Source organism: Staphylococcus kloosii (genome assembly GCF_003019255.1).
In the GTDB taxonomy this organism is placed as follows: domain Bacteria; phylum Bacillota; class Bacilli; order Staphylococcales; family Staphylococcaceae; genus Staphylococcus; species Staphylococcus kloosii.
In genome coordinates, this window is the sequence record NZ_CP027846.1 from 1,940,726 (window position 1) to 1,966,364 (window position 25,639).

24 protein-coding genes are annotated in these 25,639 nt (G+C 33.4%); 3 read left to right on the forward strand and 21 right to left on the reverse strand.

What is annotated here, in order from left to right; all coding sequences use genetic code 11:
- Window positions 1-125: 125 nt before the first annotated feature.
- Window positions 126-533 carry an alkylhydroperoxidase gene (locus C7J89_RS09630; RefSeq protein ID WP_103294958.1) on the reverse strand — a complete coding sequence of 136 codons (408 nt, stop codon included), beginning with the start codon at window positions 531-533 and terminating at the stop codon, window positions 126-128.
- A gap of 106 nt (window positions 534-639) precedes the next feature.
- Here C7J89_RS09630 and C7J89_RS09635 point away from each other — a divergent pair, with 106 nt between their 5' ends.
- Window positions 640-1,050 carry an Lrp/AsnC family transcriptional regulator gene (locus tag C7J89_RS09635; protein ID WP_103294959.1) on the forward strand — a complete coding sequence of 137 codons (411 nt, stop codon included), beginning with the start codon at window positions 640-642 and terminating at the stop codon, window positions 1,048-1,050.
- Between the two features lie 94 nt (window positions 1,051-1,144).
- Here C7J89_RS09635 and ffh read toward each other — a convergent pair whose 3' ends face one another.
- The 10 genes from ffh to fapR form a co-directional block, all read right to left on the reverse strand.
- Entirely contained in the window at window positions 1,145-2,512 is a 1,368-nt protein-coding gene (gene ffh / locus C7J89_RS09640; RefSeq protein WP_103294960.1) for a signal recognition particle protein, read from the reverse strand.
- A 17-nt stretch (window positions 2,513-2,529) separates the two neighbouring features.
- Window positions 2,530-2,862, reverse strand: coding sequence for a putative DNA-binding protein (locus C7J89_RS09645; protein ID WP_061854855.1), 333 nt, complete (start codon window positions 2,860-2,862; stop codon window positions 2,530-2,532).
- Window positions 2,849-4,069, reverse strand: coding sequence for a signal recognition particle-docking protein FtsY (gene ftsY, locus C7J89_RS09650; protein ID WP_061854856.1), 1,221 nt, complete (start codon window positions 4,067-4,069; stop codon window positions 2,849-2,851). The genes C7J89_RS09645 and ftsY overlap by 14 nt, the downstream gene beginning before the upstream one ends.
- Window positions 4,066-7,635 (reverse strand): chromosome segregation protein SMC, encoded by a 3,570-nt coding sequence (gene smc, locus C7J89_RS09655; RefSeq protein WP_103294961.1) that lies wholly within the window; start codon window positions 7,633-7,635, stop codon window positions 4,066-4,068. Before smc ends, ftsY begins: the two co-directional genes overlap by 4 nt.
- An 81-nt stretch (window positions 7,636-7,716) precedes the next feature.
- Window positions 7,717-8,448, reverse strand: a complete 732-nt coding sequence (gene rnc, locus C7J89_RS09660) for a ribonuclease III (RefSeq protein WP_061854858.1) — start codon at window positions 8,446-8,448, stop codon at window positions 7,717-7,719.
- Window positions 8,449-8,624: 176 nt separating this feature from the next.
- Window positions 8,625-8,858: an acyl carrier protein gene (locus C7J89_RS09665; RefSeq protein ID WP_002462381.1), complete on the reverse strand. Its 234-nt coding sequence runs from the start codon at window positions 8,856-8,858 to the stop codon at window positions 8,625-8,627.
- Window positions 8,859-9,029: 171 nt separating this feature from the next.
- Window positions 9,030-9,764: a 3-oxoacyl-[acyl-carrier-protein] reductase gene (fabG, locus tag C7J89_RS09670; protein ID WP_061854859.1), complete on the reverse strand. Its 735-nt coding sequence runs from the start codon at window positions 9,762-9,764 to the stop codon at window positions 9,030-9,032.
- Entirely contained in the window at window positions 9,757-10,683 is a 927-nt protein-coding gene (gene fabD / locus C7J89_RS09675; RefSeq protein WP_061854860.1) for an ACP S-malonyltransferase, read from the reverse strand. Before fabD ends, fabG begins: the two co-directional genes overlap by 8 nt.
- Before the next feature lies 1 nt (window position 10,684).
- A complete protein-coding gene (gene plsX / locus C7J89_RS09680; protein ID WP_061854861.1) occupies window positions 10,685-11,662 on the reverse strand; it encodes a phosphate acyltransferase PlsX in 978 nt (325 codons plus the stop codon).
- On the reverse strand, window positions 11,655-12,224 hold the full coding sequence (gene fapR / locus C7J89_RS09685; RefSeq protein WP_061854862.1) for a transcription factor FapR: 570 nt from the start codon (window positions 12,222-12,224) through the stop codon (window positions 11,655-11,657). The genes plsX and fapR overlap by 8 nt, the downstream gene beginning before the upstream one ends.
- A 309-nt stretch (window positions 12,225-12,533) precedes the next feature.
- On the opposite strand from fapR, the gene C7J89_RS09690 reads away from it, so the two are divergent.
- On the forward strand, window positions 12,534-14,117 hold the full coding sequence (locus C7J89_RS09690) for a M4 family metallopeptidase (protein WP_103294962.1): 1,584 nt from the start codon (window positions 12,534-12,536) through the stop codon (window positions 14,115-14,117).
- A gap of 70 nt (window positions 14,118-14,187) precedes the next feature.
- Here the strand turns inward: C7J89_RS09690 and recG are convergent, their stop codons facing one another.
- From recG to C7J89_RS09715, 5 genes are all read right to left on the reverse strand, one after another.
- Window positions 14,188-16,236, reverse strand: a complete 2,049-nt coding sequence (gene recG / locus C7J89_RS09695) for an ATP-dependent DNA helicase RecG (protein ID WP_103294963.1) — start codon at window positions 16,234-16,236, stop codon at window positions 14,188-14,190.
- Window positions 16,237-16,238: 2 nt separating this feature from the next.
- Window positions 16,239-17,108, reverse strand: coding sequence for an L-serine ammonia-lyase, iron-sulfur-dependent, subunit alpha (sdaAA, locus tag C7J89_RS09700; RefSeq protein WP_061854865.1), 870 nt, complete (start codon window positions 17,106-17,108; stop codon window positions 16,239-16,241).
- 12 nt (window positions 17,109-17,120) lie between these two features.
- Window positions 17,121-17,786, reverse strand: coding sequence for an L-serine ammonia-lyase, iron-sulfur-dependent subunit beta (gene sdaAB, locus C7J89_RS09705; RefSeq protein ID WP_061854866.1), 666 nt, complete (start codon window positions 17,784-17,786; stop codon window positions 17,121-17,123).
- A gap of 232 nt (window positions 17,787-18,018) precedes the next feature.
- Window positions 18,019-19,662 carry a fatty acid kinase catalytic subunit FakA gene (fakA, locus tag C7J89_RS09710; RefSeq protein WP_103294964.1) on the reverse strand — a complete coding sequence of 548 codons (1,644 nt, stop codon included), beginning with the start codon at window positions 19,660-19,662 and terminating at the stop codon, window positions 18,019-18,021.
- Window positions 19,663-19,676: 14 nt separating this feature from the next.
- Entirely contained in the window at window positions 19,677-20,048 is a 372-nt protein-coding gene (locus tag C7J89_RS09715; RefSeq protein ID WP_061854868.1) for an Asp23/Gls24 family envelope stress response protein, read from the reverse strand.
- Between the two features lie 241 nt (window positions 20,049-20,289).
- Here C7J89_RS09715 and rpmB point away from each other — a divergent pair, with 241 nt between their 5' ends.
- Window positions 20,290-20,478: a 50S ribosomal protein L28 gene (rpmB, locus tag C7J89_RS09720; protein ID WP_061854869.1), complete on the forward strand. Its 189-nt coding sequence runs from the start codon at window positions 20,290-20,292 to the stop codon at window positions 20,476-20,478.
- Window positions 20,479-20,536: 58 nt separating this feature from the next.
- Here the strand turns inward: rpmB and C7J89_RS09725 are convergent, their stop codons facing one another.
- From C7J89_RS09725 to C7J89_RS09745, 5 genes are all read right to left on the reverse strand, one after another.
- Complete coding sequence (locus tag C7J89_RS09725; protein ID WP_061854870.1) at window positions 20,537-21,175, reverse strand: thiamine diphosphokinase; 639 nt, start codon at window positions 21,173-21,175, stop codon at window positions 20,537-20,539.
- Between the two features lie 4 nt (window positions 21,176-21,179).
- On the reverse strand, window positions 21,180-21,824 hold the full coding sequence (gene rpe, locus C7J89_RS09730) for a ribulose-phosphate 3-epimerase (protein WP_103294965.1): 645 nt from the start codon (window positions 21,822-21,824) through the stop codon (window positions 21,180-21,182).
- The gene (rsgA, locus tag C7J89_RS09735) at window positions 21,825-22,700 is read right to left on the reverse strand and encodes a ribosome small subunit-dependent GTPase A (protein WP_103294966.1); all 876 of its coding nucleotides are present in this window, start codon (window positions 22,698-22,700) and stop codon (window positions 21,825-21,827) included.
- Between the two features lie 146 nt (window positions 22,701-22,846).
- The gene (gene pknB / locus C7J89_RS09740) at window positions 22,847-24,892 is read right to left on the reverse strand and encodes a Stk1 family PASTA domain-containing Ser/Thr kinase (protein ID WP_103294967.1); all 2,046 of its coding nucleotides are present in this window, start codon (window positions 24,890-24,892) and stop codon (window positions 22,847-22,849) included.
- Window positions 24,889-25,632 (reverse strand): Stp1/IreP family PP2C-type Ser/Thr phosphatase, encoded by a 744-nt coding sequence (locus C7J89_RS09745; protein WP_061854874.1) that lies wholly within the window; start codon window positions 25,630-25,632, stop codon window positions 24,889-24,891. Before C7J89_RS09745 ends, pknB begins: the two co-directional genes overlap by 4 nt.
- Window positions 25,633-25,639 lie beyond the last annotated feature (7 nt).

The window sequence follows — 25,639 nt, forward strand, 5'->3', positions numbered from 1 at the left end:
AAAATTACTCTATAATACGTTTGTCTATCAAAGAATTTTTCTTTAAATTTTTATACTCATTCTATTTTTAAAATATTTTACATAAAACTTTTGAGTGTTCCTTTTTGTCTAGTAATTTAAATATATTAACCCTCTAACTCCATCAATGCACCGAAATATTGTTGGCATGTTGTAAAAGTTATAAATGCTAGTAGTTCACTTATTTCTTCTTCTGTTAAATTTGATTTTAGTTCTTCTATTATATAATTAGGAATATTAATTCCAACTTTTAAATATACTTCTATGAAACCAATACAAATCATCGCCTTATCGTCTATCAAATGTCTTCTCGGTTTGCCTTTTGCTTTACAGTATTTACAGCCATTCTCTTGTGCTAACATTCTTCTCATTTCTTCTTTAAGATCTTGACTTAAATAACCATCTTTTTCTAAAACTTCACTTAATTTTGTCCATTGACTCATTATTTCATTATTATATCCTAATAACTTTTGAAATGGCGTTTCTCCATTTTTTGAATAATTGATTATAGTCATCTAAATACCCCTTTTTAGTTAATATTAATATATTAATATAGGTATTTGAATGTTATATTTAAGATAATTTAACTAACTTATTTATTTTTATAAGGAGAAAATAGTCATGGACCTAACAGATGAAAAAATAATAGAGATTTTAGAAAAAGATAGTAAAGTTTCACTTAATCATATAAGTAAACTGGTAAATTTGTCTACGCCATCAGTTCGCGAAAGAATTAATAAAATGAAAGATTCAGGAATAATTAATAACTATACAATTGATATTAATTATGCAGCTATTGGTTATGAGATTAATATTATTATTGAAGTCATAATAAAAAACAATCTATATAGTGACTTTAAAAAATTTATTAATAAGCAACCTAATGTAGAATTTTGCTATAGAATTTCAGGTGATAGTTGCTTTATTTTCAAAGCACATTTCAAGGACATGCAAACAGTCGAACAATTTATTGATACTCTACAATATTATGGTCACAGTAAAACTCATTTTATATTTTCCCAAACCGTTTAAACTTAAAATCTCTTATAAAAAGGCAATTTCTATTTTTAAATTCAATAGAAATTGCCTTTTAACATTATTTATATTTAATCTGAAATCCACTAAATTAAAATGGTAAGTTCATGCCTTTTAACATATTTTCCATTTGTTGGCGTTTGCCTTTTTTACCTTTGCCGCCACCAGAAAATTGTTTCATCATTTTTTTCATTTCGTTGAATTGTTTCATCAAACGGTTAACTTCTTGCAAACTACGACCTGATCCGGTTGCAATACGTTTTTTGCGTGAAACGTTTAGCGTGTTTGGATCATTTCTTTCGCTTGGCGTCATCGATTGAATAATCGCTTTAATATGATCGATTTGTTTTTCGCTCATATTTAAGTTATCTAGGCCTTTCATTTTATTCATACCCGGTATCATTTTCATAATATCGTCTAAAGGCCCTAGGTTTTTAACTTGATCTAATTGTTCTAAAAAGTCATCTAAAGTAAATGAAGATGAACGCATTTTTTGTTCTAAGTCTTTAGCTTTATCTTGGTCTACGTCTTGTTGTGCTTTTTCAATTAAACTTAAGACGTCACCCATGCCTAGAATTCTTGAAGCCATACGTTCCGGATGGAATGGTTCTAGTCCGTCTAACTTCTCACTCATACCAACGTATTTAATTGGTTTTTGTGTCACAGAACGGATAGATAAAGCAGCACCACCGCGTGTATCACCATCTAATTTAGTTAAAGTAACACCTGACAATTCAAGTTGCTCATCAAATGATTGTGCAACATTAACGGCATCTTGACCTGTCATCGCATCGACAACAAGCATAATTTCGTTAGGTTTTGTAATCTCTTTAACGTCTCGCAACTCATTCATAAGTGCTTCGTCAACATGCAATCTACCTGCCGTATCAATAATGACAAAGTCTAAATGTTCTTCTTTTGCATGTTTTATCGCATTGTCAACGATTTGTTGTGGTTTTACTTGGTCACCTTCACTATATACTGGCACATCAATTTGTTTACCTACAGTTTGAAGTTGATCGATTGCTGCTGGACGATAAATATCGGCAGCAACTAACATTGGTTTTTTGTTATATTTTTTACGCATTAATAATGCTAATTTACCCGCAGTTGTTGTTTTACCGGCACCTTGTAAACCAACCATCATCACAACTGTTGGTGGTTTATTCGCCATTGTAATCGTACTATTCTCTCCACCCATAAGTTGAGTTAATTCATCTTGTACAATTTTAATGACTTGTTGTCCAGGTGTTAATGATTTCATAACATCTGAACCTAATGCTCGATCTGACACTGTTTTGACAAAGTCTTTTACAACTTTAAAGTTAACGTCGGCTTCTAATAAGGCTAATCTTACTTCACGCATCATCGTTTTGATGTCAGCTTCAGTTACTTTACCTTTGCCTCGGATTTTTTGCATCGTCCCTTGTAAACGTTCGGACAATCCTTCAAACGCCATATCGATTCCCCTCCTTTTTAATCTATTTGTTCTAGTGTTTTTATTGCTTCTAACACTTTTTCAGAATCATTTATATGTTGTTTTATTTCTTCATACAATGCTTTTCTTTGCTCAAAGTTTTTATAAAGTCCTAGCTTAGTTTCATAATCTTCTACTAAGTCGCCAGTTCTTCTTATATTATCATAAACTGCTTGTCGACTCACTTCAAAAGTATCAGCAATTTCACTTAATGAATAATCTTCTAAGTAAAATAATTGTAAATAGTTACGTTGCTTTTCAGTTAATAATGCTTGATAAAAATCAAACAAATAATTCATTCGTAACGTCTTAACGAGATCATTTTGAGCCATCTGTTGAGCCCTCTTCATCTAATGTTGAACTTTCATCTGTATCTTCAGGAAGTTCATCCACATTTTCTTCAATCATGTCGGCAAATAAGCCATAAACATAACTTTCTGGGTTGAATGGCTGTAAATCATCTAGCTTCTCGCCTAGTCCAACATATTTAACCGGAATATGCAATTCATTACGTATCGCTAAGACGATACCACCTTTTGCTGTACCATCTAATTTAGTTAAAACGATACCTGTAACATTTGTTACGTCTTTAAATGAGCTAGCTTGTGATAAAGCATTTTGACCCGTCGTTGCATCTAAACACAATAATACTTCGTGCGGTGCATCAGGTATTGAACGTCCGATTACACGTTTTACTTTTTCTAATTCATTCATTAAATTAGATTTATTTTGTAATCTTCCTGCAGTATCACAAATTAAAATATCTACACCTTTATTTTTAGCTGCGTTTATAGCGTCATACATTACTGCTGCTGGGTCAGAACCTTCAGCTTGGCTGACGACCTCAACACCAACACGTTCGCCCCAAACTTTAAGTTGTTCGATAGCGCCGGCTCTAAATGTATCACCTGCTGCTAACATCACTTTTTTGCCTTCAGCTTGATAGCGGTGTGCTAACTTACCAATTGTTGTTGTTTTACCAACACCGTTAACACCAACCATTAAAATGACATTTAATCTATCGTCTTCTAAATTCATCACTTCAGAGTGTTCACTATCTTGGTGATAGATTTCTACTATTTTTTCAACGATAACTTCACGTAAATCTGCCGTTTCTTGAATATTTCTACGACGTGCTTCATCACGTAATTCATCTACTAATTGCATTACGGTATTAAAGCCTACATCAGCTGTAATTAACATTTCTTCCAATGCCTCGAAGAAATCTTCATCAACTTTACGGTATTTAGCAATTAAATTATTTAACTGTTCTTGGAAGTTTTGACGTGATTTTTCTAACCCGGCTTTGAATTTCGCACCTAATTGTTGTGCTTCAATTTCTTCAAAGTCTTCAATGGATATCATGCCGTCTTCGTCAAAATCTGCTTCTTTTAATTTTTTAGGTTTCTTTTTGGGTTTTTCCTCTGTCGACTCAACTTCACTGTCATCTGTCAATGAGGTGTCGAGTTGATTTTGTTCTTGTTCTTCTTGTTGGTCTGCACCTGAAAATTTATTTTTTAAGCGTTTGAAAAAACTCATGCTTGTTCCTCCTTCATTACTTCGTCAATCGTATTTAAGTTCACACTCACAAGTTTAGAAACTCCTGATTCTTGCATTGTAACACCATATAGTCTATCGGAATATTCCATTGTACCTTTTCTATGCGTGATAACTATAAACTGCGTTTGATCAGATAAATTATTTAAATAATTCGCATATCTAATAACGTTTGCTTCATCGAGCGCCGCTTCTACTTCGTCGAGTATAACAAATGGTGCAGAACGCACTTTTAATATTGCAAATAACAATGCAATCGCGCTTAGCGCTCTTTCGCCACCACTTAATAATGACAAGTGTTGTAGTTTTTTACCTGGAGGTTGTACTATAATATCAACCCCTGCAGATAAATAATCATCATCAGTTAAACGTAGCTCTGCCTGTCCGCCACCAAATAAAGTTTTAAATACTTCTGTAAAATGACCTTGTACAGCATGGAACGTTTCTTTAAAACGATCTTTCACTTCTTGGTCCATTTCGTCAATAATTTGTTCTAACGTAACTTTAGCTTCTCTTAAATCTGTACGCTGTTCATTTAAGAATGTATAACGTTCGTTGATTTCTTCAAATTGTTCAATTGCATTTAAATTAACTGGGCCAAGTTCTTCAATAGACATTTTTGTTAATTTAACTTTTTTACGTAATGTATCGATATCTTCGTCTAATTCATATAATTCTTTCGCACGTTCAAAAGTTAAATGATACGTTTCACTTAAATGATCGATTGCATGATTAATTAATACATCAAGTCTAGATTGTTCTGATTTAATATCTTGATAGCTATTTTCGATAGATAAGATATCTCTATGTGCTTCTTGTAATAAAGCATCAGTTTCTTCTACCGTCTCATTTAACTGACTTCTTTGTTCTTTTATTTCTGCCAGTTTGGCAGTTAACGTTTCTTTCTCTGCCTTACTATCATCGATATTTTGTTGCACGTTATCAAACGCCTTTTGGCCTGTCATATCTTCAGAATTAAAGAAATTAATTTGTTCTTCAATCTTTTGTTGTTGCTCTGTTGCTGAAGTAAGCTGTTTATTTAAGCGCTCTTCTTCTTGACGTTGACTCTTCAATCTTTCTTTAACTACTGCTAAATCAGATTGCTTTTGATGTAATTGCTGTTGCGTTTGCGTAGTATTTTCTTTACCCTCTTTTGATAATTTAGTATAAACATCAATATCTTTCTCTAATTGTTGTAAAGAGGTTTGAATTTCTTCTAATTTTTGCTTTTTATCTGCTAAAGTTTGACGACTCGTTTCACTTTGGTAACCATCATTTTTTTCAAACTCAAATTCTTCATGTTCATTTTTAAGATGGCTTTCACTTTTCCGTAATTTATCTAACTCTAGCTCATATTCGTGAACGACTTGCTTCACCTTATTATACTGCTGACTCAAATCAAAATAAGATTCGCTTAAACCATCTGATTTTTCTTTTAACGATTTATACTCTTGTTCAAAATTAACTGTCTGTCTTTGATAGTCTTCCAGTTGGTTACGCATAGAATTAAGTTCATCTTTTTGAGCTAAAATACTTTTCGTTTTTCTATCGCCACCGCCTGTCATAGATCCGCCAGGGTTAACAATATCTCCATCTAAAGTAACAATTCTTGTACGGTAACGAATGGCTCTTGCTAATTCATTGGCGTGTTTCAAATCATCAACGATTATGGTGTTGCCTAATAAGTTTTGGATGACCTTTTGATATTTATCATTTGTTTCCACGCCTTCAGCTGCTATCGTTACAAATCCTTCAGATTGTTGTGCAGATTGACGAATATCCATAGCTAATTGTCGTGATTGTACAACATTTAATGGTAAAAACGTTGCACGCCCTAAACCATTTTGCTTTAAGTATTGTATCGCCGCGCGTCCATCTTTTTCAGTATCAACAATGACGTGTTGTAATGAGGCACCTAATGCAGTTTCAATCGCCTTTGTTAAATTTGAAGGTACTTGGATAATTTCAGCCACTGCACCATGAATACCTGATAGTTTTTGTTCTTTAGCTTTCAAAATATGCTTTACACCATTGAAGAAATAACTATAGTCTTCTTGTTGTGTTGCAATGCTATCAATTCGAGATTTTAACTTTTCATTATATCTATAAGCTTGATGTAATTTATCTTCATATTCAGTTTGTTGTTGTTTCGTTGCAGTTAATTGTTTTTCACACGATTTTAGTTCTTTATCTAGCTTATTTAATTCACGTTGCTTTTCATCATACTGTTGTTGCTTATCGTTAATTTCGCTTTGCAATTCTTTTAGTTGGTTATAAGCTTCAAGTAATCGTGAGTCTAATCTAGATTGCTTGCTTTCATTTTCTTGAATCGTATGTTCTAAAAAGCGAATATCGTTATTTACATCAGATTGTTCTGATATCAATGTATAATATTCGTCTCTTATTGCTTCTAATTTTTCATCATGTTGCTCATCAGAAACATAAAGTTGTGATTCAATTTGTTCGATTTCTTTAGTTAATTGTTGTTGCTGCTTACTTAATGAGCTACGCTGCTCTTTTGCTTTTGCAAGTTCTTGTTGTAACTGTTCTATTTGTACAGCTACACTTTCTTGTTCTTCTTCAAAACGTGCATTGGTTTCGGATTGGTTTTTCTTACGTTCTTCTAAAACGTTGAGTTGACCAGTGTATTTTTCAACTTCTTCAGTAGCTTTTACTAACTTATAGTTTAACGATTCAATTGTGTCATCTAATTGCTGACGTTCAGCCTTATACTTAGTAATCGCATTTGAATGTTGAACTTTTTGTGCTTCTTTTGTTTCTTGCTGGCTTTTAAGGTTATTTAAATTATTGTCTAATTTATTAATGTTGTCATTATATTGCTCGATATCATGCACAGTAACTAGTACATCGCTTTTTTCCATTTCTTTAGACAAATGTTTATATTCTTTTGCAATTGCTGCTTCTTCTCTAAGTGGTTCTACACGTCCTTCTAAGTCGTATAAAATGTCTTCAACTCTAGTTAGATTGTCTTCCGTTTGATCTAACTTTTGTACTGAAGCAGTTTTACGTTTTTTATATTTTAACACGCCTGCAGATTCTTCTAGTATCTGTCTTCTATCAATCGGTTTCGCATTCAGAATTTCATCTACTCTACCTTGAGATATAATACTAAAAGCTTCCTTACCTAAACCTGAATCTAAAAATAGATCTACTATATCCTTTAAACGTGCTTTATCATTATTTAAAAAATATTCACTATCGCCACTTCTATAGAGTCGACGTGTCACAACAACTTCTTGCTCATCAATTTGTAGTTTGCCAGATTTATTATCTAATTTTAATTTAACTTCGGCATAATTTTGAGCATTACGATGTTCTGCACCTGAAAATATAATGTCTTCCATTTTAGCGCCACGTAAAGATTTGGCAGATTGTTCACCTAATACCCATTTGATGGCATCAGTTATATTACTTTTTCCACTACCGTTTGGACCTACAATCGCCGTTACACCTTTGTCAAAATGTACGGTCGTATGTTCAGCGAATGACTTAAAACCAAACGTATCTATCGATTTTAAATATACCATGCTATTCTCCTTAATACATTACCAACTCTACGTAAGAGTCTTCACCTATTTGTGCTAAGTAATCGTATCTATTTAAATGCCTTAAACTTTAGTTACCATCGTTTTGTAGGCACTTTCTGCAGCCTTTTGTTCAGATTCTTTTTTGGTCTTACCTTTACCTTCTGCTATAGCTGTGTTTTCTAAGATTACTTCTGAAGTAAATAAACGATGATGTGCTGGGCCTTCTTCTTTGATAAGTCTATAAGTTACATCACCTTTATTTTGTTGGTGTACAAATTCCTGAAATTGAGTTTTAAAATCGATAACACCATCAAGTTCATCATCTTCAGCAAAAGGAAAAATAACGTGCTGAGCAAAATACCATACAGATTCTAAACCTTGATCTAAATATAATGCACCTACAAAGGCTTCGAAAGCATCTGAAACTAATGAAGGTCTCGTACGTCCCCCTGTTTTCTCTTCGCCTTTACCTAGTAAAATTAATTCATTCAACTGTATTTTATTGGCAAATATTACAAGTGAAGGTTCACAAACTATTGTGGCACGCATTTTTGTCAAGTTACCTTCTGGTAAGTCTGGATATTTATCAAATAAGTAGCGTGAAACCGTCAATTCTAATACCGCATCTCCTAAAAATTCTAATCGTTCATTATGGTCTAAACGATTCATATTAAAATCATTAATAAAACTTGAATGAGAAAACGCTTGTTGGTATAACTCAACATTGTTATAAGTTAAGTTTAATTGTTTCATCTTTTGTGCAAACCTATCTTTGAAGTCATTAATTATTTCTGTCTTTTTGTTGTTGCTCAATCTCTTTCCTCCTAAACTTATTAAACATAGTCATACATATATGATTTTACGTTAAAACAAGTTAAAACTAAAGGGAAAACCTATAGTATTTCTTTATCATATTAAGTTGTTTCATATCAAAAATCGAAGTCAATAAAAAATCTGAACCGCAAGGAAACGGTCCAGATTTTGATTTATTATTTTTCAAGACTGTTAATGAAGTTAACAGCATCACCAACTGTGTTGATTTTTTCAGCTTCTTCATCAGGAATTTCAGTACCAAATTCATCTTCTAATTCCATTACTAATTCAGCGATATCAAGTGAGTCAGCACCTAAATCGTCTTTAAATGATGCATCAGCAGTTACTTTATCAGCATCAACACCTAATCGATCAACGATGATATCTTTTACTTTATCGAAGTTTTCCACGTCGATTCACCTCCTTTAAAAAGAATATACATAGACTTTATCATTTTCCCATTTTATGCAACGAAATACAAGCGTTATTTCACCCTGTTAGTCGTTAAATTTCAGAAAACGATGTGGCTAAGTCGTATTATAAAGGTAACTATTATTTTTAACAATAATAGTTCTACTTACTTACATGTACATACCACCGTTTACGTGTATTGTTTGGCCAGTGATATATTTAGCTTTATCTGATGCCAAGAATGCTACAGTATTAGCAATATCAGTATCGTCACCAAATCTTGAAAGTGGAATTTGCTCTAACATTTGTGATTTCAATTCTTCGCTTAAAGCATCTGTCATATCTGAAACGATAAATCCAGGCGCTACAGCATTAACAGTAATGTTTCTAGATGCTAATTCACGTGCGCTTGATTTAGTTAAACCGATTACACCTGCTTTTGTCGCTACATAGTTAGCTTGACCTGGGTTACCTACAGCGCCTACAACACTTGATAAATTAATGATTGAACCACTTTTTTGACGAAGCATTTGAGGCGTTACTTTTTGAATACAATTAAAGACACCTTTTAAGTTTGTATCGATAACATCGTCCCATTCTGATTCTTTCATACGCATTAATAAATTATCACGTGTGATACCCGCATTATTTACTAAAACATCAACTGAACCAAATTGATTTACGACTTCTTTAATCATTGCTTTAACTTCATTACCGTCTGCAACGTTTGCTTGAATTGCAAAACTTTCTACATTTTTAGCTTTAATTTCTTCTACAACTGCTTCTGCTTTTTCTTTACTTCCTGCGTAGTTAACTGCTACATTATAGCCTTCTTCAGCTAATTGTAGGGCTATACTACGTCCAATACCTCTTGAAGCTCCAGTTACTAATGCACTTTTAGTCATTTTCATTCCATCCTTTTAAATCTTCAATAGTTTGAATTGAAGTTAATTTTACGTCTCTATTGATTTTCTTAATCAATCCAGATAAAACTTTACCTGGTCCAACTTCGATAAAATGGTCAACACCTTGGTCAATTAACCATTCTGTAGATTGAATAAATTGCACAGGTGAATATAGTTGCTTAATCATGTTTTGTTTTATTACAGAGCTATCAGTCTCAGGTTGAGCATCAACATTTTGCACGACTGGGAACTGTGCATCATGCCATTCAAATTGCTCAATATATTCTGCAAATTGTTCTTCTATTACTTGCATCATTGATGAATGGAAAGGTCCTGATACAGATAATGGCATAACACGTTTAGCACCTAATGATTTACCTTCTTCTGCAAGTTTGTCTATTAACGTTTTGTGTCCAGATACAACGATTTGTCCTGGAGCATTAATATTTGCAGGTTCGATAATTTCATCATCAGTCGACAATTTTTTACAAATAGCATCCACTTCGTCGTAATTTAAACCAAGTACAGCTGCCATGCTACCGACACCATTTGGGAATGCTTCAGCCATAAGTTGACCACGTTTTCTTACAATTTTTACTGCATCTTCAAATTTTAATACGCCACTTGCTACTAAACTTGAATATTCTCCAAGACTATGACCCATAGTATAATCTGCATTCAGATTATTTAACGCCTCATATAAAGCGACACTATGCGTTAGTAAAGCTGGTTGTGTATTTTCAGTTTGTCCTAATTTATCTTCACTATCAGTAAACATTGTCTCTAAAATATCAAAATCTAATTGTTCTGCAGCTTGATCCAATACTGCTGTAGCATTGCTATCAACGTTATATAAATCATGCGCCATGCCTACTTTTTGTGACCCTTGTCCTGGGAAAATTACAGCTGTTTTACCCATATTATTCACCAACCGTTTCTCTCATAGTTTTAACAATCTCTTGTTCTCCGGCAATTTTAGCCTGTCTAATTGCAGAGTAAAATGCTTTAGCACTTGAACTACCATGTGCTTTTACAACGATGCCGTCTAAGCCAAGTAATACTGAACCACCGTATTCTGCATAGTCCATTTTACGTGTTAAACCTTGTAAATCTTTACGTAAAACTAAAGCTGCCATTTTGTTTTTGAAACTACTTAATAATGTTTCTTTAAACATTTTGCCAAAAGCTTTGGCTACGCCTTCAAGATTTTTTAATATCATATTACCAGTGTATCCATCTGTAACGATAACATCGGCAGCATCTTCCATTAAACCTTTCGCTTCGACATTACCATTAAATTTAAAGTCATTTTGTTCTTCCATTAAGTTAAATGCTTTTTTAGTTAAGGCATTGCCTTTGGCTGCCTCTGTACCAATATTTAATAAACCAACAGATGGTTGTTCAATGCCACGAATCTTTTGAGCATAAATATTTCCTAATTGTGCATATTGTAATAAATGCTCCGCTTTCGCATCAGCGTTAGCACCAACGTCCATAAAGACGAATCCTCTACCTGAAGTTGTCGGTAACGTAACAACTAAAGCGGGTCTCGACACCCCACTAATACGGCCAACAATAAATAATCCAGCTGACATTAAGGCACCTGTATTACCGGCTGATACACAACCGTCTGCTTCGCCTGATTTAACAGCTTCAGCCATGCGAACCATAGAACTATCTTTCTTTCTCTTTATTGCTCTTACTGGTTCATCTTCCATTGTAATTTCTTCGGTACAATGTCTAACTTCAACACGTCCGTGGTTTAAATTACATTGATCTTTATCACCAAATAATATAATTTCTAAATCTTTAAAATCATTAACTGCTTTTTCTACAGCTTCTAGTACAATTTGAGGTGCATCGTCCCCACCCATCATATCAATTGCAATTTTAACCATTTATTTCATCCTCACTTGTATAATACATTTTGAAAGTGCCACCAAAAACTTGTTGCTCTTTAACGTACGATTTCACTTCAATAATATAATATTTTTCTTTATATTCTACTACTTGTGCTTCTGCAGTCACAATATCATTTAATTTAACTGTTTTTATAAATTTAATATTACTTTCTTTTGTTAAAACGACTGGTTTATGTATTAAAGCGACACATAATGAATTGGCTTGAGCAAATAGAACATGTCCTCTAGCAATTAAATTACGAGAAAAAACTGAATCTTCTCCTATATTAATAATAGATACTGCATGTTTATCTGGCTCTACGTTTATAACGTCACCTATGATTTCGCTCCCATCGATCGACCGAATTCTATCATGATTTTCTTTAGCAACATTTTTAATTCGTTTGCGTAATTCCGGTATATTCAAGTTGGTACGATCTAAGCGTATTGTTTGAATACTTACGTCAAACTTTTCACTTAAATCCAAATCTGTAATGAAGGGATTTCGTTCTATTTCTTTTTTAATTGAGTCACGTCTTGCTTGCTTTTTTAATTTCACAAAAACCCTCCTTAATCATTTTTTAGTACCAAGTCTTAAACATTCCTAACATATCATAACACTTTCTATTTTAATTGCTCAACAATTATGTGATTTATTTGTTTGTCTAGCATATCTAATCCTTTATATATTTCAAAATTATCAATATTTATTAAAATTATTACTAATATTTTTTAACTTTCCTTCATATAACCAACTTATTATTGTATAAATTCTTTTGAAAATGTATAATTTAATTAATTTAACGGCAGCTATTGTATATTGCAAAACACAATCAATTAAACTTAGAAACTATTTCAGGGGGACAATATGAAGAAATTTTGGACATGTACAATAGCTACTTGTACGTTACTCGCTTTTTCAACTAACTTTGCAAACGCTGCTGAACAATCACAAACGAACAGCGTCACAGCTGAATCTTTAACTTCAATAAAAAAACAACCAGTAAACAGCGATACATCTGCAGAACACTTATTACAAAACAATGCTACAAAAATTTTAGAAAAATCAACACCAAATGCTCAACAACCCAAATTACCAGAAGCCTTCAATCAATATACTGTGATTAACAGAAAAGAAGATAACACGGGTGGTACACATTATGAATTACAACCTAAAATACATAATATAGTAGCAAGTGATAGCGTTATTAAGGTTCATGTTGATAAGAACGATAAAACAACACTTGTAAATGGAACTTTAAATAAACCATATCTAAATGTTAATAATAAAATTTCCCTTACTAAACAACAAGCTGAGAAAAAAGCATTTGAAGCAATTGGATTAGCGAGAAATCAAGTAAAAAATATAGATGGCTACAAAGTTATAAATAATAATAAATTAGACATTAATAGTGATAAGCAACGTTATGTTTATAATGTAGAAATAAATTATTCTAGTCCCTATGTTGCACATTGGAAAATTCAAGTAGACGCTACGAACGGTGCCATTTTAAAAAAAGATGACATTATTGAAGAAGCGTCTGTAAAAGGTAAAGGCACAGGCGTTAATGGGGATATTAAAAAGCCATTAAACTTAACTTCTGCGAAAGTTAAAGGTAAAACACAATACACTTTAAACGATACATCACAGAAGGCAAAAATGAATACAAAAACAGCAAATAATACAACTACATGGGCTGTGCCTATTACCAATACGACAAGTAATTTTAACAAATCATCACAAAAAGCTGGCGTTGATGCTCACTATTATGCCAATGAAATATATCACTATTATCTTAAAAAATTCAACCGTAATAGTTATGATAATAAAGGTGGCCGCATTGATTCATTTGTACATTACGGTAAAAATTTCAATAATGCCGCTTGGACGGGACAATATATGATTTATGGTGATGGCGATGGCAAACAATTTAAGGCGTTGTCCGCTTCAAAAGATATTATTGCCCATGAATTAACACACGCTGTAACTGCACGTACAGCTAAATTAGTTTATAAAAATCAAACTGGCGCCCTTAACGAATCTATTTCCGATGTCTTTGCATATTTTGTTGACCCGAATGATTGGTTAATTGGCGAAGACGCTTATACGCCTAAAATTAAAGGCGATGGCATACGTAGTATTTCTAATCCTGAAAAATATAAACAACCAGCTCATATGAAAAATTATTACAATGGACCAAATGATAGTGGTGGTGTTCATATTAATAGCGGTATTCCTAACAAAGCTGCATATCTAACGATCAAGGCAATTGGTAAAGATAAGGCAGAACGCGTCTATTACTTAACTTTAACTCGTTATTTAACACCTAACGCAAAGTTCCACGATGCTAAAGTTGCACTTAAAAAAGCTGCAGCACAATTATATGGTACGAAAAGTAAAGAAGTTAAAGCTATAGATAAAGCATGGAATGATGTAGGCGTACTTAAATAAAAACATCTCAGTAACATAAAATACTCGTTCAAAACACATTGTCTTGAGCGAGTATTTTTTATATTTATAATTAATCAAAACTTGTATAAAGTAAATTACGTTCTATAAAATGTCTCAAACGTTCATATTCACTCGAGAAAAAGGCGCCAGATTGAATCAATTCTGCTGCTTCATCTCTTGCCACTTCTAACATTTTATAATCTTCTACTACGTTCGCAACTAAGAAATCAGGTAAACCACTTTGCTTCACGCCAAAGAAATCACCAGGTCCTCTCATTTCAAGGTCTCGTTCACTTAATTCAAAACCATCTGTCGTTTGAGTCATAATATTCATACGCTCAATACCGACTTCTGTTTTTGGTGAAGCAATTAAAACACAATAACTTTGTTGATCGCTTCGTCCTACACGACCTCTTAATTGATGAAGTGTAGATAAACCGAATCGGTCTGCATCATAAATCATCATGAATGTCGCATTTGGTACGTTAACACCTACTTCTACAACTGTCGTTGACACAAGTATATCTATTTCATGATCACTAAAGCGTTGCATCACAGCATCTTTCTCATCGCTAGATAACTTGCCATGTAGTATCCCTACGCGTTGTTCACCATAATAATCTTTCAAAGATTCAAATAAAGCGACGACATTTTGTACGTCTTCTAAATGCTCAGAACTTTCAATTAGGGGACAAATAACATAAGCTTGTCTCCCTTTTTTAAGTTCATTGGTCATTTGATTTAACACGTCTTCATACGCTTCATGTTTCGACCAACTCGTAATAATTGGCTTACGCCCACGAGGTAACTGTTTAATTGAAGAGACATCCATTTCACCAAATACCGAAATCGCCAAAGTTCTTGGAATTGGTGTGGCCGTCATAAATAATACGTTCGTCATCGCACCTTTTTCTCTTAACAATTGTCGTTGATTCACACCAAAGCGATGTTGTTCATCAGTAATAACTAACCCAACGTTATTAAATACAACATCTTCTTGTATCAGCGCATGCGTGCCTATCAAACAATCTATAGACCCTTCTGCCAATTGTTGTAATAACACTTTACGTTTTTTTCCTTTAACTGAACCTGTTAGTAGGGCCACGTTCATCGTGTCACCAAATAAATCGACCAAGCTTTCTGCGTGTTGTTCGGCTAAAATTTCCGTAGGTACCATTAAGGCTGATTGGTAGCCCGAAGTTTTCAATGCATACATACATATTGCAGCTACTACCGTTTTACCGGAACCCACATCACCTTGCAATAATCGATGCATTCTAATCGGTGCTTTTAAATCTCTAAATATTTCGTTAACACTCGACTTTTGGGCATCGGTTAATTCGAACGGCAGATTATTAATAAATTGTTTTACTTTTTCAATATCATAGTCGATTTCAACTGCTTCATCTGAAGTCTTTTCTAATCTATTTAACCATTGCATTCTAAGTTCAAATAAAAACAATTCGGTAAAAGCGTATGTACGTCTTGCTTTTAATAACGATTGTTTATCGGTCGCAAAATGTAAAGCTTTCAATGTCTGTTCTAAAGTTTCAAGCTTGTATTTATCTCTTAAATCTTGAGATAACCATTCATGTATTGTAACTTCATCCAGCACTTGTCGAATCATATCACGTAACGGCTTTTGCTTAATGCCTTCTTTAATTCTATAAACTGGCTCAAACTGTTCATCTTCATTTATGTTCTCTTCATTAAAAAACATTCTATTGCCATTAATTTCTTGCTTGTTACGCAACCATTTCCCTTTTACAATTACTTTACCGTGTAACTCTATTTTCTTTTTCAAATACGGTTGATTAAAAAACACACATTTAACTGCTATATTGTTCACCATTAAATGAACTGTCAATTTGGATTTATTACGACCAAAAAAAGCGACAGTTGGAGATGAGTAAACTTCACCTACAACTGTCACTATAGATTGATCTTCAGCCTCAGTTAAGTCAATTATAGTATTATCTTCATAACGTGTTGGTAGGTATAAGATTAAATCCTCAACTGTATTAATATTAAGTTCATTTAACACTGCCAACCGTTTAGGACCCAAACCCTTAATGTTAGATAATGGGAATGGACTTTCTATTAAATTGACTTTTGACATGATTAATCACCAAATATTTCTTGTTTTAAACGTTGCCCTGTTGGAGTACCTGCAAGTCCTCCGCGTCCTGTTTCTCTTAAAGCAGAAGGCATTGTTTGTCCTATTTTATACATTGCTTCAATTACTTCATCCGTTGGAATTCTAGAAGTTACGCCTGCTAACGCCATATCAGCAGAAACAATCGCATTAGATGCGCCCGCTGCATTTCTCTTAACACAAGGTACTTCAACTAAACCAGCAACTGGATCACATACTAAACCTAGCATATTCTTTAAACAAATTGCAAAAGCTTCAGCTGATTGTTGTGCTGTGCCACCAGCTAATTCAACAGTTGCACCTGCCGCCATCGCCGCTGCAGAACCTACTTCTGCTTGGCAACCACCAGCCGCGCCTGAAATTGAGGCATTGTTAGCCACTACAAAGCCAAATGCGCCAGATGTTAATAAGAAATTTAACATATCTCTTCTTGAAGGATTTAATCTTGGTTTTAGTCCAAATAATACGCCTGGTACTACGCCCGCAGAACCGGCAGTTGGTGTGGCACATATTTTACCCATTGCTGCATTAACTTCGTTTGTTGCAACCGCCTTACTCACTGCGTCTAACAACGTATTACCTGCTAATGATTTTCCTGTAGCTAAATAATTTTTAATTAGTACTGCATCTCCACCCGTTAGTCCTGTAGTTGATGTTACGCCTTCAAGTCCTTCATCTAAGGCATTTTCCATAGTTTGTAAATTTTTATCCATATTAGCATAAACTTCTTCTTCTGATAGTCCAGTTACTTCCATTTCTTGCTCGAGCATTACTTCATGAATCATTTTATTTTCGGATTCACAAATTGCAATTAATTCTTTCACACTTTTAAACATGCTATTCCTCCATTAGGCGTCGCCCATGAGTGAAACAGTCACTACACCATCGACGTTTTTTATTCTCTCTATAATTTCATCATTAATAGCGTCATCTAATTCGCAAGTCATTAATGCTTGATCGCCTTTTTCTTTACGTGCAACTTGCATACTTCCAACGTTAATACTTGAGTCTCCCAAAATATTTGCCACTCGTCCAATCGTACCAAACGTATCTTTATGAAAGACAAGTAACGCCGGATAATTACCGCTAATAGCGATATTAAAGCCGTTAATTGCTATAATTTCTATCTTACCGCCACCTATTGATACACCTTCGACAGAAATCTCTTTGTCGCCATCTCTCATATTAATTATGGCAGTGTTTGGATGTGAACGCTCTTCAGACATTTCGATAAAATTCACTTTCATGCCCTTTTCTTCAGCTGTTTCTAAGCTTTTTGTTAGACGATCATCATCTGTATCGTAACCGAGTAAACCACCTACTAAAGCTACGTCAGTGCCATGACCTCTGTATGTTTCCATAAATGAACCATACAAATATATATCTGCTTGTTGTGGTGTTTGACCAAACAAGTCTCTTGCAACTAAACCAATTCTGACTGCACCAGCTGTGTGAGATGATGATGGACCTACCATTGTTGGTCCTATAATGTCAAAAACGCTTTTATATTTCATAACTATACCCCACAATAATTTTTAATAATTCTAAAGTGTTGCGCTTACATCTTTACGTCCATATTATTATAACAAGCTATATCTCATTTATAAACTATTATCGGTTGAACAACACATAAATAAATAATATACCAGTTCAGCCCTGCAAAATTTATAAGAATGACGCACAATACAACACAAAAATATACGTAATTAAGCTGTAGCCTAATTACGTATTATTTCAATAGCTGTTTTATTCTACTGCAAATAAATATGGATAAACGGGTTGTTGACCGTCATGTTGATCTATTTCAATTTCAGGATATTTCGCTTCTAACCAATCGATTGTTTGTTCAGTATTATCACTCGTAGCTTCTGCGCCTGCAATAATAGTAATAATTTCACTATCTTCTTCAATCATGTTAGCTAACAATGCTTTGATAGCTTCAACTTGATTAGCATGTGTAGCTACAATTTTATCCTCTTGCAAACCAATAAAGTCATTTTCTTTAACGTCCACGCCATCAATTTTTGTATCTCTTACCGCGTAAGTTATAGCACCCGACTTAACAGTTTCAAGTGATTGAATCATACGTTCTTTATTATCCTCTAAGCTATCATTACTGTCTAAATTGAACAGTGCTGCTATACCTTGTGGAATTGATTTTGTAGGTATAACGACTGCTTCAGCATCAACTAAATCTGCTGCTTGTTCACTCGCCATTAATATATTTTTATTATTAGGTAAAATTATCGCACGTTTGCATTGTGTTTGTTCAATAACTTTGACGATATCTTGAGTAGAAGGGTTCATCGTTTGACCACCACTAATAACATTAGTAGCACCCATCGATTTAAATAATTCAGAAATACCTTCGCCCATTGAAATCGTAATTATTGCTGTATCAACCGTTTCAGACTTAGGTTGATTATGTTGTTCTTTTCTTAACACTTCTCTATGTTGTTCTCTCATGTTTTCAACTTTAAGTTTAATTAATTCACCGTATTGTTGTCCATAATTAAATACTTCACCTGGTTTTTCAGTATGAACATGTACTTTGACAATTTCATCGTCATTAATTACGAGTAATGAATCACCAAATTTACTCATATCTTCTCTAAATTCATTTTCATCAAATTCTTTTAGCTGACTATCAAATCGTACCATCATTTCAGTACAATATCCGTACTTTATATCATCCGTACTAATGACACCATGAAAGTCGTGTGCTTCATGAACAATTGGATCTGTTCCAACTTTGGCTTTATTGCTAGCAATTGTTTCACCTTTAAGCGCACTTAAAAATCCTTCATAAATAAGTACTAAACCTTTGCCACCACTATCTACGACACCCACTTCTTTTAACACTGGCAATAAATTCGGTGTATTTTCTAATGATTTATTAGCTGCCTCAACTACATAAGTTAATAATTCAATGCAATCTTCGGTATGTTCCATTTTTTCTAACGCTGCAGCTCCTGCATCCTTAGCAACAGTTAAAATAGTACCTTCTACTGGTTTCATAATGGCATTGTATGCTGTTTTTACCCCAGATTGAATACTTTCAGCAAATTGTTTTGCGTCGATTGTTTCAAATTGTTCTAAATTTTGACAAAATCCTCTAAATATTTGTGATAGTATGACACCTGAGTTACCTCTTGCGCCCATTAACAATCCTTTAGCAAAAGTTTTACCTTGTTCGCCAATATGCGTAGATAGATTTTGCTCAATCGCTTCTTTCCCTGAAGTCATTGTTAAATTCATGTTTGTTCCAGTATCACCATCTGGCACTGGATAAACATTTAGTGAATCTACCAATTCTGCATTATTTGATAAATTTTGCGCTCCTTGAAAAATCATATCCGCAAATAATTTACCATCTATTATACGTACCATTATGTAATGTCCTCCTAATTGTCCTTACCATTATTAATTCTTAAACCTTGTACATGTATATTTATAGCATTAATTTTTACTTTTAAAGATTGTTCTAACGTATATTTTACCGTCGCTTGTACATTACTAGCTACTTCTGAAATTTTCACGCCATAGCTTACAATAACATACATATCAACGTTGATACTGTCATTTGTGCTATGAATAACTATACCTTTAGCATAATTTTCACGGCCTAATATTTCAGCTATGCCATCTCTAACTTGTTGTTTGGATGCCATTCCAACAATGCCATAACACTCAACAACTTTGCTACCAACTACAGTAGCGATAACATCATTAGAAATATCTATGTTCCCGTAATCATTGTTTATTTCCAATGTCATTGTCGTTACCCTCCAATTTGTGTAGTAATTGTTTCGTTTCATTTTTGCTTTGCGTCAATAAAGATATGCAACCGCTAATTGTTACAATATTTCATTTCGCATTATTATAGCATATTTTGTTACATCTAAAAGCAAAATAGTCAATAATATTAAAATTTATTGCTTTGATTTATTAAATATGGTACATTTATCAAGTATGTAGTAGATACGTGTATTTATATTTATTAAAGGAGGTACTTTCATGGGCAAACAATGTTACGTAACAGGTCGTAAAGCTTCAACTGGTAACAATCGTTCACACGCTTTAAACGCTACGAAACGTAGATGGAATGCTAACCTTCAAAAAGTTAGAATTCTTGTAGACGGAAAACCTAAAAAAGTTTGGGTTTCTGCACGTGCTTTAAAATCTGGTAAAGTTACTAGAGTTTAATAAATATAATGCACAATAAAGACCAATCCTTATGTGGAGGATTGGTCTTTTTTATTTGTCATTTATCCGTTGATTGTATCATTAGGACTGCGCCTTCATGTAGTTCAACGACGCCTGATTGCCCATCCAACTCATTAGATATAGTTAATGTAGAACCTTGTTCTAAATTTTGATGCTCTAACGGATATTTAAAATTGATTAATGAAATAGATGTAGGATAATTAACGGGTATAAAGGAAACATATTTAAAGTTTGCTTGCTGTTGTATATTGTAACAACCAGCAGTTAAATATTGTATTACATTTTGTTGATCAATAATAATTATTTTTACATTTAATCGCTGATATTCAGGTTTTTCCAGAATTTGTAATGCGCCCATAAAATGGTCTAACCTACCACCAGTGGCACCATAAATATGAATTTCTAAAAAACCACGTTGTACGGCTTCTTCAACGGCTATTGCTAAATCCGTATCATCTTTTTCTGCTTTAACCGGATTGATGCCAAATTGGTCAGTTAATACTTGTCTTTCTTCATCATTAACCGAATCAAAATCGCCAATCGTAAATTCAGGTTCGATATTATTTTGATATAGAATTAAAGCGCCTCGATCTACGCCACCCCATTTTTCTTCACTTTTATTATTTAATAAATGCTCGGGCGTGTTTCTATCGCTACACAATAAGTTTATATGCATAACATCATCCTTTTAACTGTTTTACTGCATCATTGTAATTTTGATGTCCAAAGAAGTATGAACCAGCAACTAACATCGTTGCACCATTTTCAATAACCTTATCTACTGTCTTATCGTTAATACCACCATCAACTTCAATATCAAATGTTAAATTATTGGCTGATTTAACGCTAGATAGTTGTTTTAATTTCGTTACTGTTGAATCGATAAACGCTTGGCCACCAAAACCTGGATTCACCGTCATTACTAATACATAGTCGACCATATCGATGACAGGTAGAATTGATTCTACTGGTGTACCTGGATTGATGACAACACCAGCTTTTTTCTTAGCATTTTTGATTTGTTGAATTACTCTATGTATATGTGGCGTTGCTTCGACATGAACAGAAATCATATCCGCACCACTGTCTGCAAATAATTCAATATATTTTTCAGGTGATTCAATCATTAAATGCACATCTATAGGTAAAGATGTACCTTTACGAACTGCTTCAAGAACAGGTATGCCTATTGAAATGTTAGGAACAAATTGACCATCCATTACGTCAAAATGAACGCCATCCACGCCTGCTGCTTCTAAGTTTGCTAACTCTTCATTTAAATTTAAAAAATCTGCTGATAATAGAGATGGGAATATCTTTGCCATTTAATATCTTTCCTTTCTGTTACTAATCTCGTTAAACAATTGAACATAATGATCATATCTAAATTGAGCAAGATTGCCTTGAGCCAATTCTTCTTTTACATTACATTTTGGCTCATTAATGTGATTACAATCTCTAAATTTACATGATTCGCCAAATTCATTAATATCTATAAAATATTCTTTTACTTCATTTTTTTGAATGTGGTCAAAATCTAAAGCGCTAAATCCTGGGGTATCTGCAATAAAACCATTACTTCTTTCAAATAACTCAACATGGCGTGTTGTATGTCGACCACGATTCAATGATTTAGAAATATGTTGTGTTTCAAGTTGTAATTCAGGAAAATAATGATTTAACAATGTAGATTTCCCAACTCCTGACTGTCCACTTAATACTGCTAAACCTTCTCCCCATTCATTAAATATTGTGTCAATATTACTATCTTTGCCGATAAATTGAATTTGATATCCTATCTCAGCATAAGTAGCAAGTTGTTGCTGAATGTTTTGTTGTACTTCTGACGTCGCTAAATCTTTTTTAGTAATTAAAATTTGAGGACGTAAATGATATGAATGTGCTATAACTAAAAACCTATCTAATAATTGCGTTGAAAAATCAGGTTCTACTGCACTCATCACGATAATTAAGTGATCAATATTACTCACCGGTGGTCTCTTCAATTCGTTTTTTCGTTCATGTATATGTTGAATATAACCTTCTGTTTTGTTTTCAACATCAAAGTCCACGACATCACCAACTATCGGAGAAAACTTATTTTTTCTAAATAAACCTCGCGGCTTTGTATCATACATTTCTCCTTGTACATCAACACGATATACACCACTTAGCGATTTAATGATACGTCCAGTTTTCAAATTTGCACCTCTTTTCATTACTATTACTTTTCTTATTATAGCAAAGCATAGTTATTTTAAATAATAAATAACCTATAAATAAAACAAAAGAGGTAAGACAAATTTTAATAATGACTATTAAAACTTGTCTAAACCTCTATTTACAATTAAAAATCATATGGAATATCTTTGTCTGACACTACTTTGTCATCCACTCGAACTGTATAACCTGCCGTTTTTCCTTTAGCAATCTTCATCGGAATTTTAATTGTTTTATCGTCTTTAATTTTATAAGTTTGAGCTACCGATGATCCAGAGTTATCTTTATCTCTAATATATACTTTTACTTCTTGGCTTTTATCGTCTTTACCAGTATAAGGTACGACAACTGTTTGCGTATAAGTTTTAGTCATATCTTCATCGTCATCATCTTTACTCTTATCTTTGTCATCTTTTTTATCTGTCTTGTCTTTGTCGTCATCATCTTTTTTCTCTTTACCTTTAGAGACAACAAAGGAGATTGTAGAACCTTCATCGACTTCTTTATCTTTAGGTGACTGACTAATAACAGATCCTTTACTAACGTGGTCGTCATTTTTTTCGGAAGTTACGACAACGTTAAAACCTTTATCTTCTAATTTAGACTGAGCATCTTTAAATGACTTGTCTTCAAAGTCCTCAACGTAAACTTGTTTAACACCTAACGATTCCGTTAATTTAATATTGTTACTGCTTAATTTAACATTATTACCTGCCGCAATATTTTGCTTTTCAATTAATCCTTTGGCCATATTATTTTTTGTATAAGCCCTATCTACTTTTACATTTTTAAAGCCTAAGTCCTTTAATTTTTTAACCGCTTCGTCTTTTGGCACGCCATATAATTGAGGCATTTTAGCCGTTTGTGGCCCTTTGGATAAGACAATATCAACTTTACTATTTTGTTTTAATCTCGAACCTTTTTTCGGTGTCGTTTTAATAATTTTATTTTCACCGTATTTATCACTATATGCACGAGATGTTTCACCTAATTTAAGCTTTTTCTGAGCTAAAATAGATTCTGCTTGTTTCTCTGTTTTACCAGATAAATTAGGTGTTTCTAAATATTTATTACCAAACATTCCCATAGCTACAAAGCTAAATAGACCGCAAAGTAATATAACTAAAATGAAAGCATAAAAAAACTTTTTCTTTTTCGATCTTTTTTTAGGAGGAACAGCAAAAATATGCTCTTCACTCGATTGGAACTTTTGGTGATCCACAATTGGAATTTGCATTGTCTGTTCAATATTATTGTTATCTTCTTGTCTGGCACGCTCTTTGATTTCATTTTTATCAAATTCCATCGTTGTCGTAGCCATATCTTCAGATACATATTTAGCTTCGTTAATGCGATCGTCTGACAAAGCACTCTTTAAATCTTCTTGCATTTCATTAACAGATTGGTAACGATCTTTTTTATCTTTTTCCGTGGCTTTTAATACAACATTACTTAACGCTTGAGGCACGTCCTTGCGCTGGTCAGTAGGGTTTGGCATATCGTCTTGAATATGTTTAATTGCGATGCTTATGGCATTTTCACCATTATAAGGAGGTTTGCCAACTAACATTTCATATAGTACGACACCAATAGAATAAATATCTGTACCACTGTCCGTAGATTCTCCGCGAGCTTGTTCTGGTGATAAGTATTGTACTGTACCGAGTACATGATTCGTTTGCGTCATAGTCGTTTCGCTTAATGCTTTAGCGATACCAAAATCTAAAATCTTTAAAGTTTTATCTTTTTCGATTAAGATATTTTGCGGTTTGATATCTCTATGCACTATTCTAGTTTCATGAGCGTGTTTTATGCCTTCAATAATTTGTTCAGTAAAATTAATGATAGTTTGAATATCTAACGGTTGATGATTCGCTATATATTCAGAAAGCGTTGGCCCATCAATATATTCCATAACTATGAAAAAACATTCATCATTTTCGGTTACGTCATACACATTTACAATATTTTTATGAGCAAGTTGCGTTAAGTTATGTACTTCTCTTTCAAAACGCTCAATTGTTTCTTCTTTTTCATTTGCAGGGATAGAAATAGCTTTTATTGCAACTTTACGCTTTAAAATTGTGTCTTCAGCAAGATAGACAACACTCATCCCGCCGCCACCAAGTTTTTCAAGCACTTCATAACGGTCATTTATTACTTTGCCTATCATACTTTGTCACCTTCAATCTCAGCGAGGACAAAACTTATATTATCATTTGAATCATTAGCTAATGCTACTTCTATTAATTTTGAGCCAATACTATCAATAGAATCGTTATCCTCGATAATTTCTTGAAGTTGATTATCTCTAACATAATCTGTTAGCCCATCAGAGTTTAATATAAGATAATCATAATAGTTAAAGCGTTTAACAAAAATATCTGGTGATACTAATTTATCTGTGCCCATAACTTTAGTAATAATGTTACGTTGTGGATGACTGAATGCTTCTTCTTCAGTAATTTGACCAATCATTACTAGATGATTAACGAATGAATGATCACTTGTAATTTGTTCAACATCTCGACTATTGACTAAATAAGCACGAGAGTCTCCTATATTTGCAACAACGATATAATCGTCAAATACTAATGCACAAACACATGTCGTTCCCATGCCACTATACTCAGGACGATCAATAGATAACTGATAAAGCTCGCGATTAATATTTTTTAACGTCGAACGTAACCAATCTTCAGCTTGATGTGCTTCTATTAAGTTTTCTTCCTCAAAGCGTTGTTGCAATTCTTTAGTTACGAATTGACTAGCCACTTCACCCGCTTGATGTCCACCCATGCCATCGCATAAAACTAATAGTTGTTGATTTGTTTTATTGTAAAATACGCCGCCCGCATCTTCATTGTTTTCACGATATTGACCTTTGTCAGTATAAAATTGTGCTTTTAGCATTTGAACT

Excerpts from the sequence above, each read along its gene's own strand:
- C7J89_RS09630 (WP_103294958.1), bottom strand. The coding sequence starts at position 533 with ATGACTATAATCAATTATTCAAAAAATGGAGAAACGCCATTTCAAAAG.
- C7J89_RS09635 (WP_103294959.1), top strand. The coding sequence starts at position 640 with ATGGACCTAACAGATGAAAAAATAATAGAGATTTTAGAAAAAGATAGT.
- ffh (WP_103294960.1), bottom strand. The coding sequence starts at position 2,512 with ATGGCGTTTGAAGGATTGTCCGAACGTTTACAAGGGACGATGCAAAAA.
- C7J89_RS09645 (WP_061854855.1), bottom strand. The coding sequence starts at position 2,862 with ATGGCTCAAAATGATCTCGTTAAGACGTTACGAATGAATTATTTGTTT.
- ftsY (WP_061854856.1), bottom strand. The coding sequence starts at position 4,069 with ATGAGTTTTTTCAAACGCTTAAAAAATAAATTTTCAGGTGCAGACCAA.
- smc (WP_103294961.1), bottom strand. The coding sequence starts at position 7,635 with ATGGTATATTTAAAATCGATAGATACGTTTGGTTTTAAGTCATTCGCT.
- fabG (WP_061854859.1), bottom strand. The coding sequence starts at position 9,764 with ATGACTAAAAGTGCATTAGTAACTGGAGCTTCAAGAGGTATTGGACGT.
- fabD (WP_061854860.1), bottom strand. The coding sequence starts at position 10,683 with ATGGGTAAAACAGCTGTAATTTTCCCAGGACAAGGGTCACAAAAAGTA.
- plsX (WP_061854861.1), bottom strand. The coding sequence starts at position 11,662 with ATGGTTAAAATTGCAATTGATATGATGGGTGGGGACGATGCACCTCAA.
- C7J89_RS09690 (WP_103294962.1), top strand. The coding sequence starts at position 12,534 with ATGAAGAAATTTTGGACATGTACAATAGCTACTTGTACGTTACTCGCT.
- recG (WP_103294963.1), bottom strand. The coding sequence starts at position 16,236 with ATGTCAAAAGTCAATTTAATAGAAAGTCCATTCCCATTATCTAACATT.
- sdaAA (WP_061854865.1), bottom strand. The coding sequence starts at position 17,108 with ATGTTTAAAAGTGTGAAAGAATTAATTGCAATTTGTGAATCCGAAAAT.
- sdaAB (WP_061854866.1), bottom strand. The coding sequence starts at position 17,786 with ATGAAATATAAAAGCGTTTTTGACATTATAGGACCAACAATGGTAGGT.
- fakA (WP_103294964.1), bottom strand. The coding sequence starts at position 19,662 with ATGGTACGTATAATAGATGGTAAATTATTTGCGGATATGATTTTTCAA.
- C7J89_RS09715 (WP_061854868.1), bottom strand. The coding sequence starts at position 20,048 with ATGACATTGGAAATAAACAATGATTACGGGAACATAGATATTTCTAAT.
- rpmB (WP_061854869.1), top strand. The coding sequence starts at position 20,290 with ATGGGCAAACAATGTTACGTAACAGGTCGTAAAGCTTCAACTGGTAAC.
- C7J89_RS09725 (WP_061854870.1), bottom strand. The coding sequence starts at position 21,175 with ATGCATATAAACTTATTGTGTAGCGATAGAAACACGCCCGAGCATTTA.
- rpe (WP_103294965.1), bottom strand. The coding sequence starts at position 21,824 with ATGGCAAAGATATTCCCATCTCTATTATCAGCAGATTTTTTAAATTTA.
- pknB (WP_103294967.1), bottom strand. The coding sequence starts at position 24,892 with ATGATAGGCAAAGTAATAAATGACCGTTATGAAGTGCTTGAAAAACTT.
- C7J89_RS09745 (WP_061854874.1), bottom strand. The coding sequence starts at position 25,632 with ATGCTAAAAGCACAATTTTATACTGACAAAGGTCAATATCGTGAAAAC.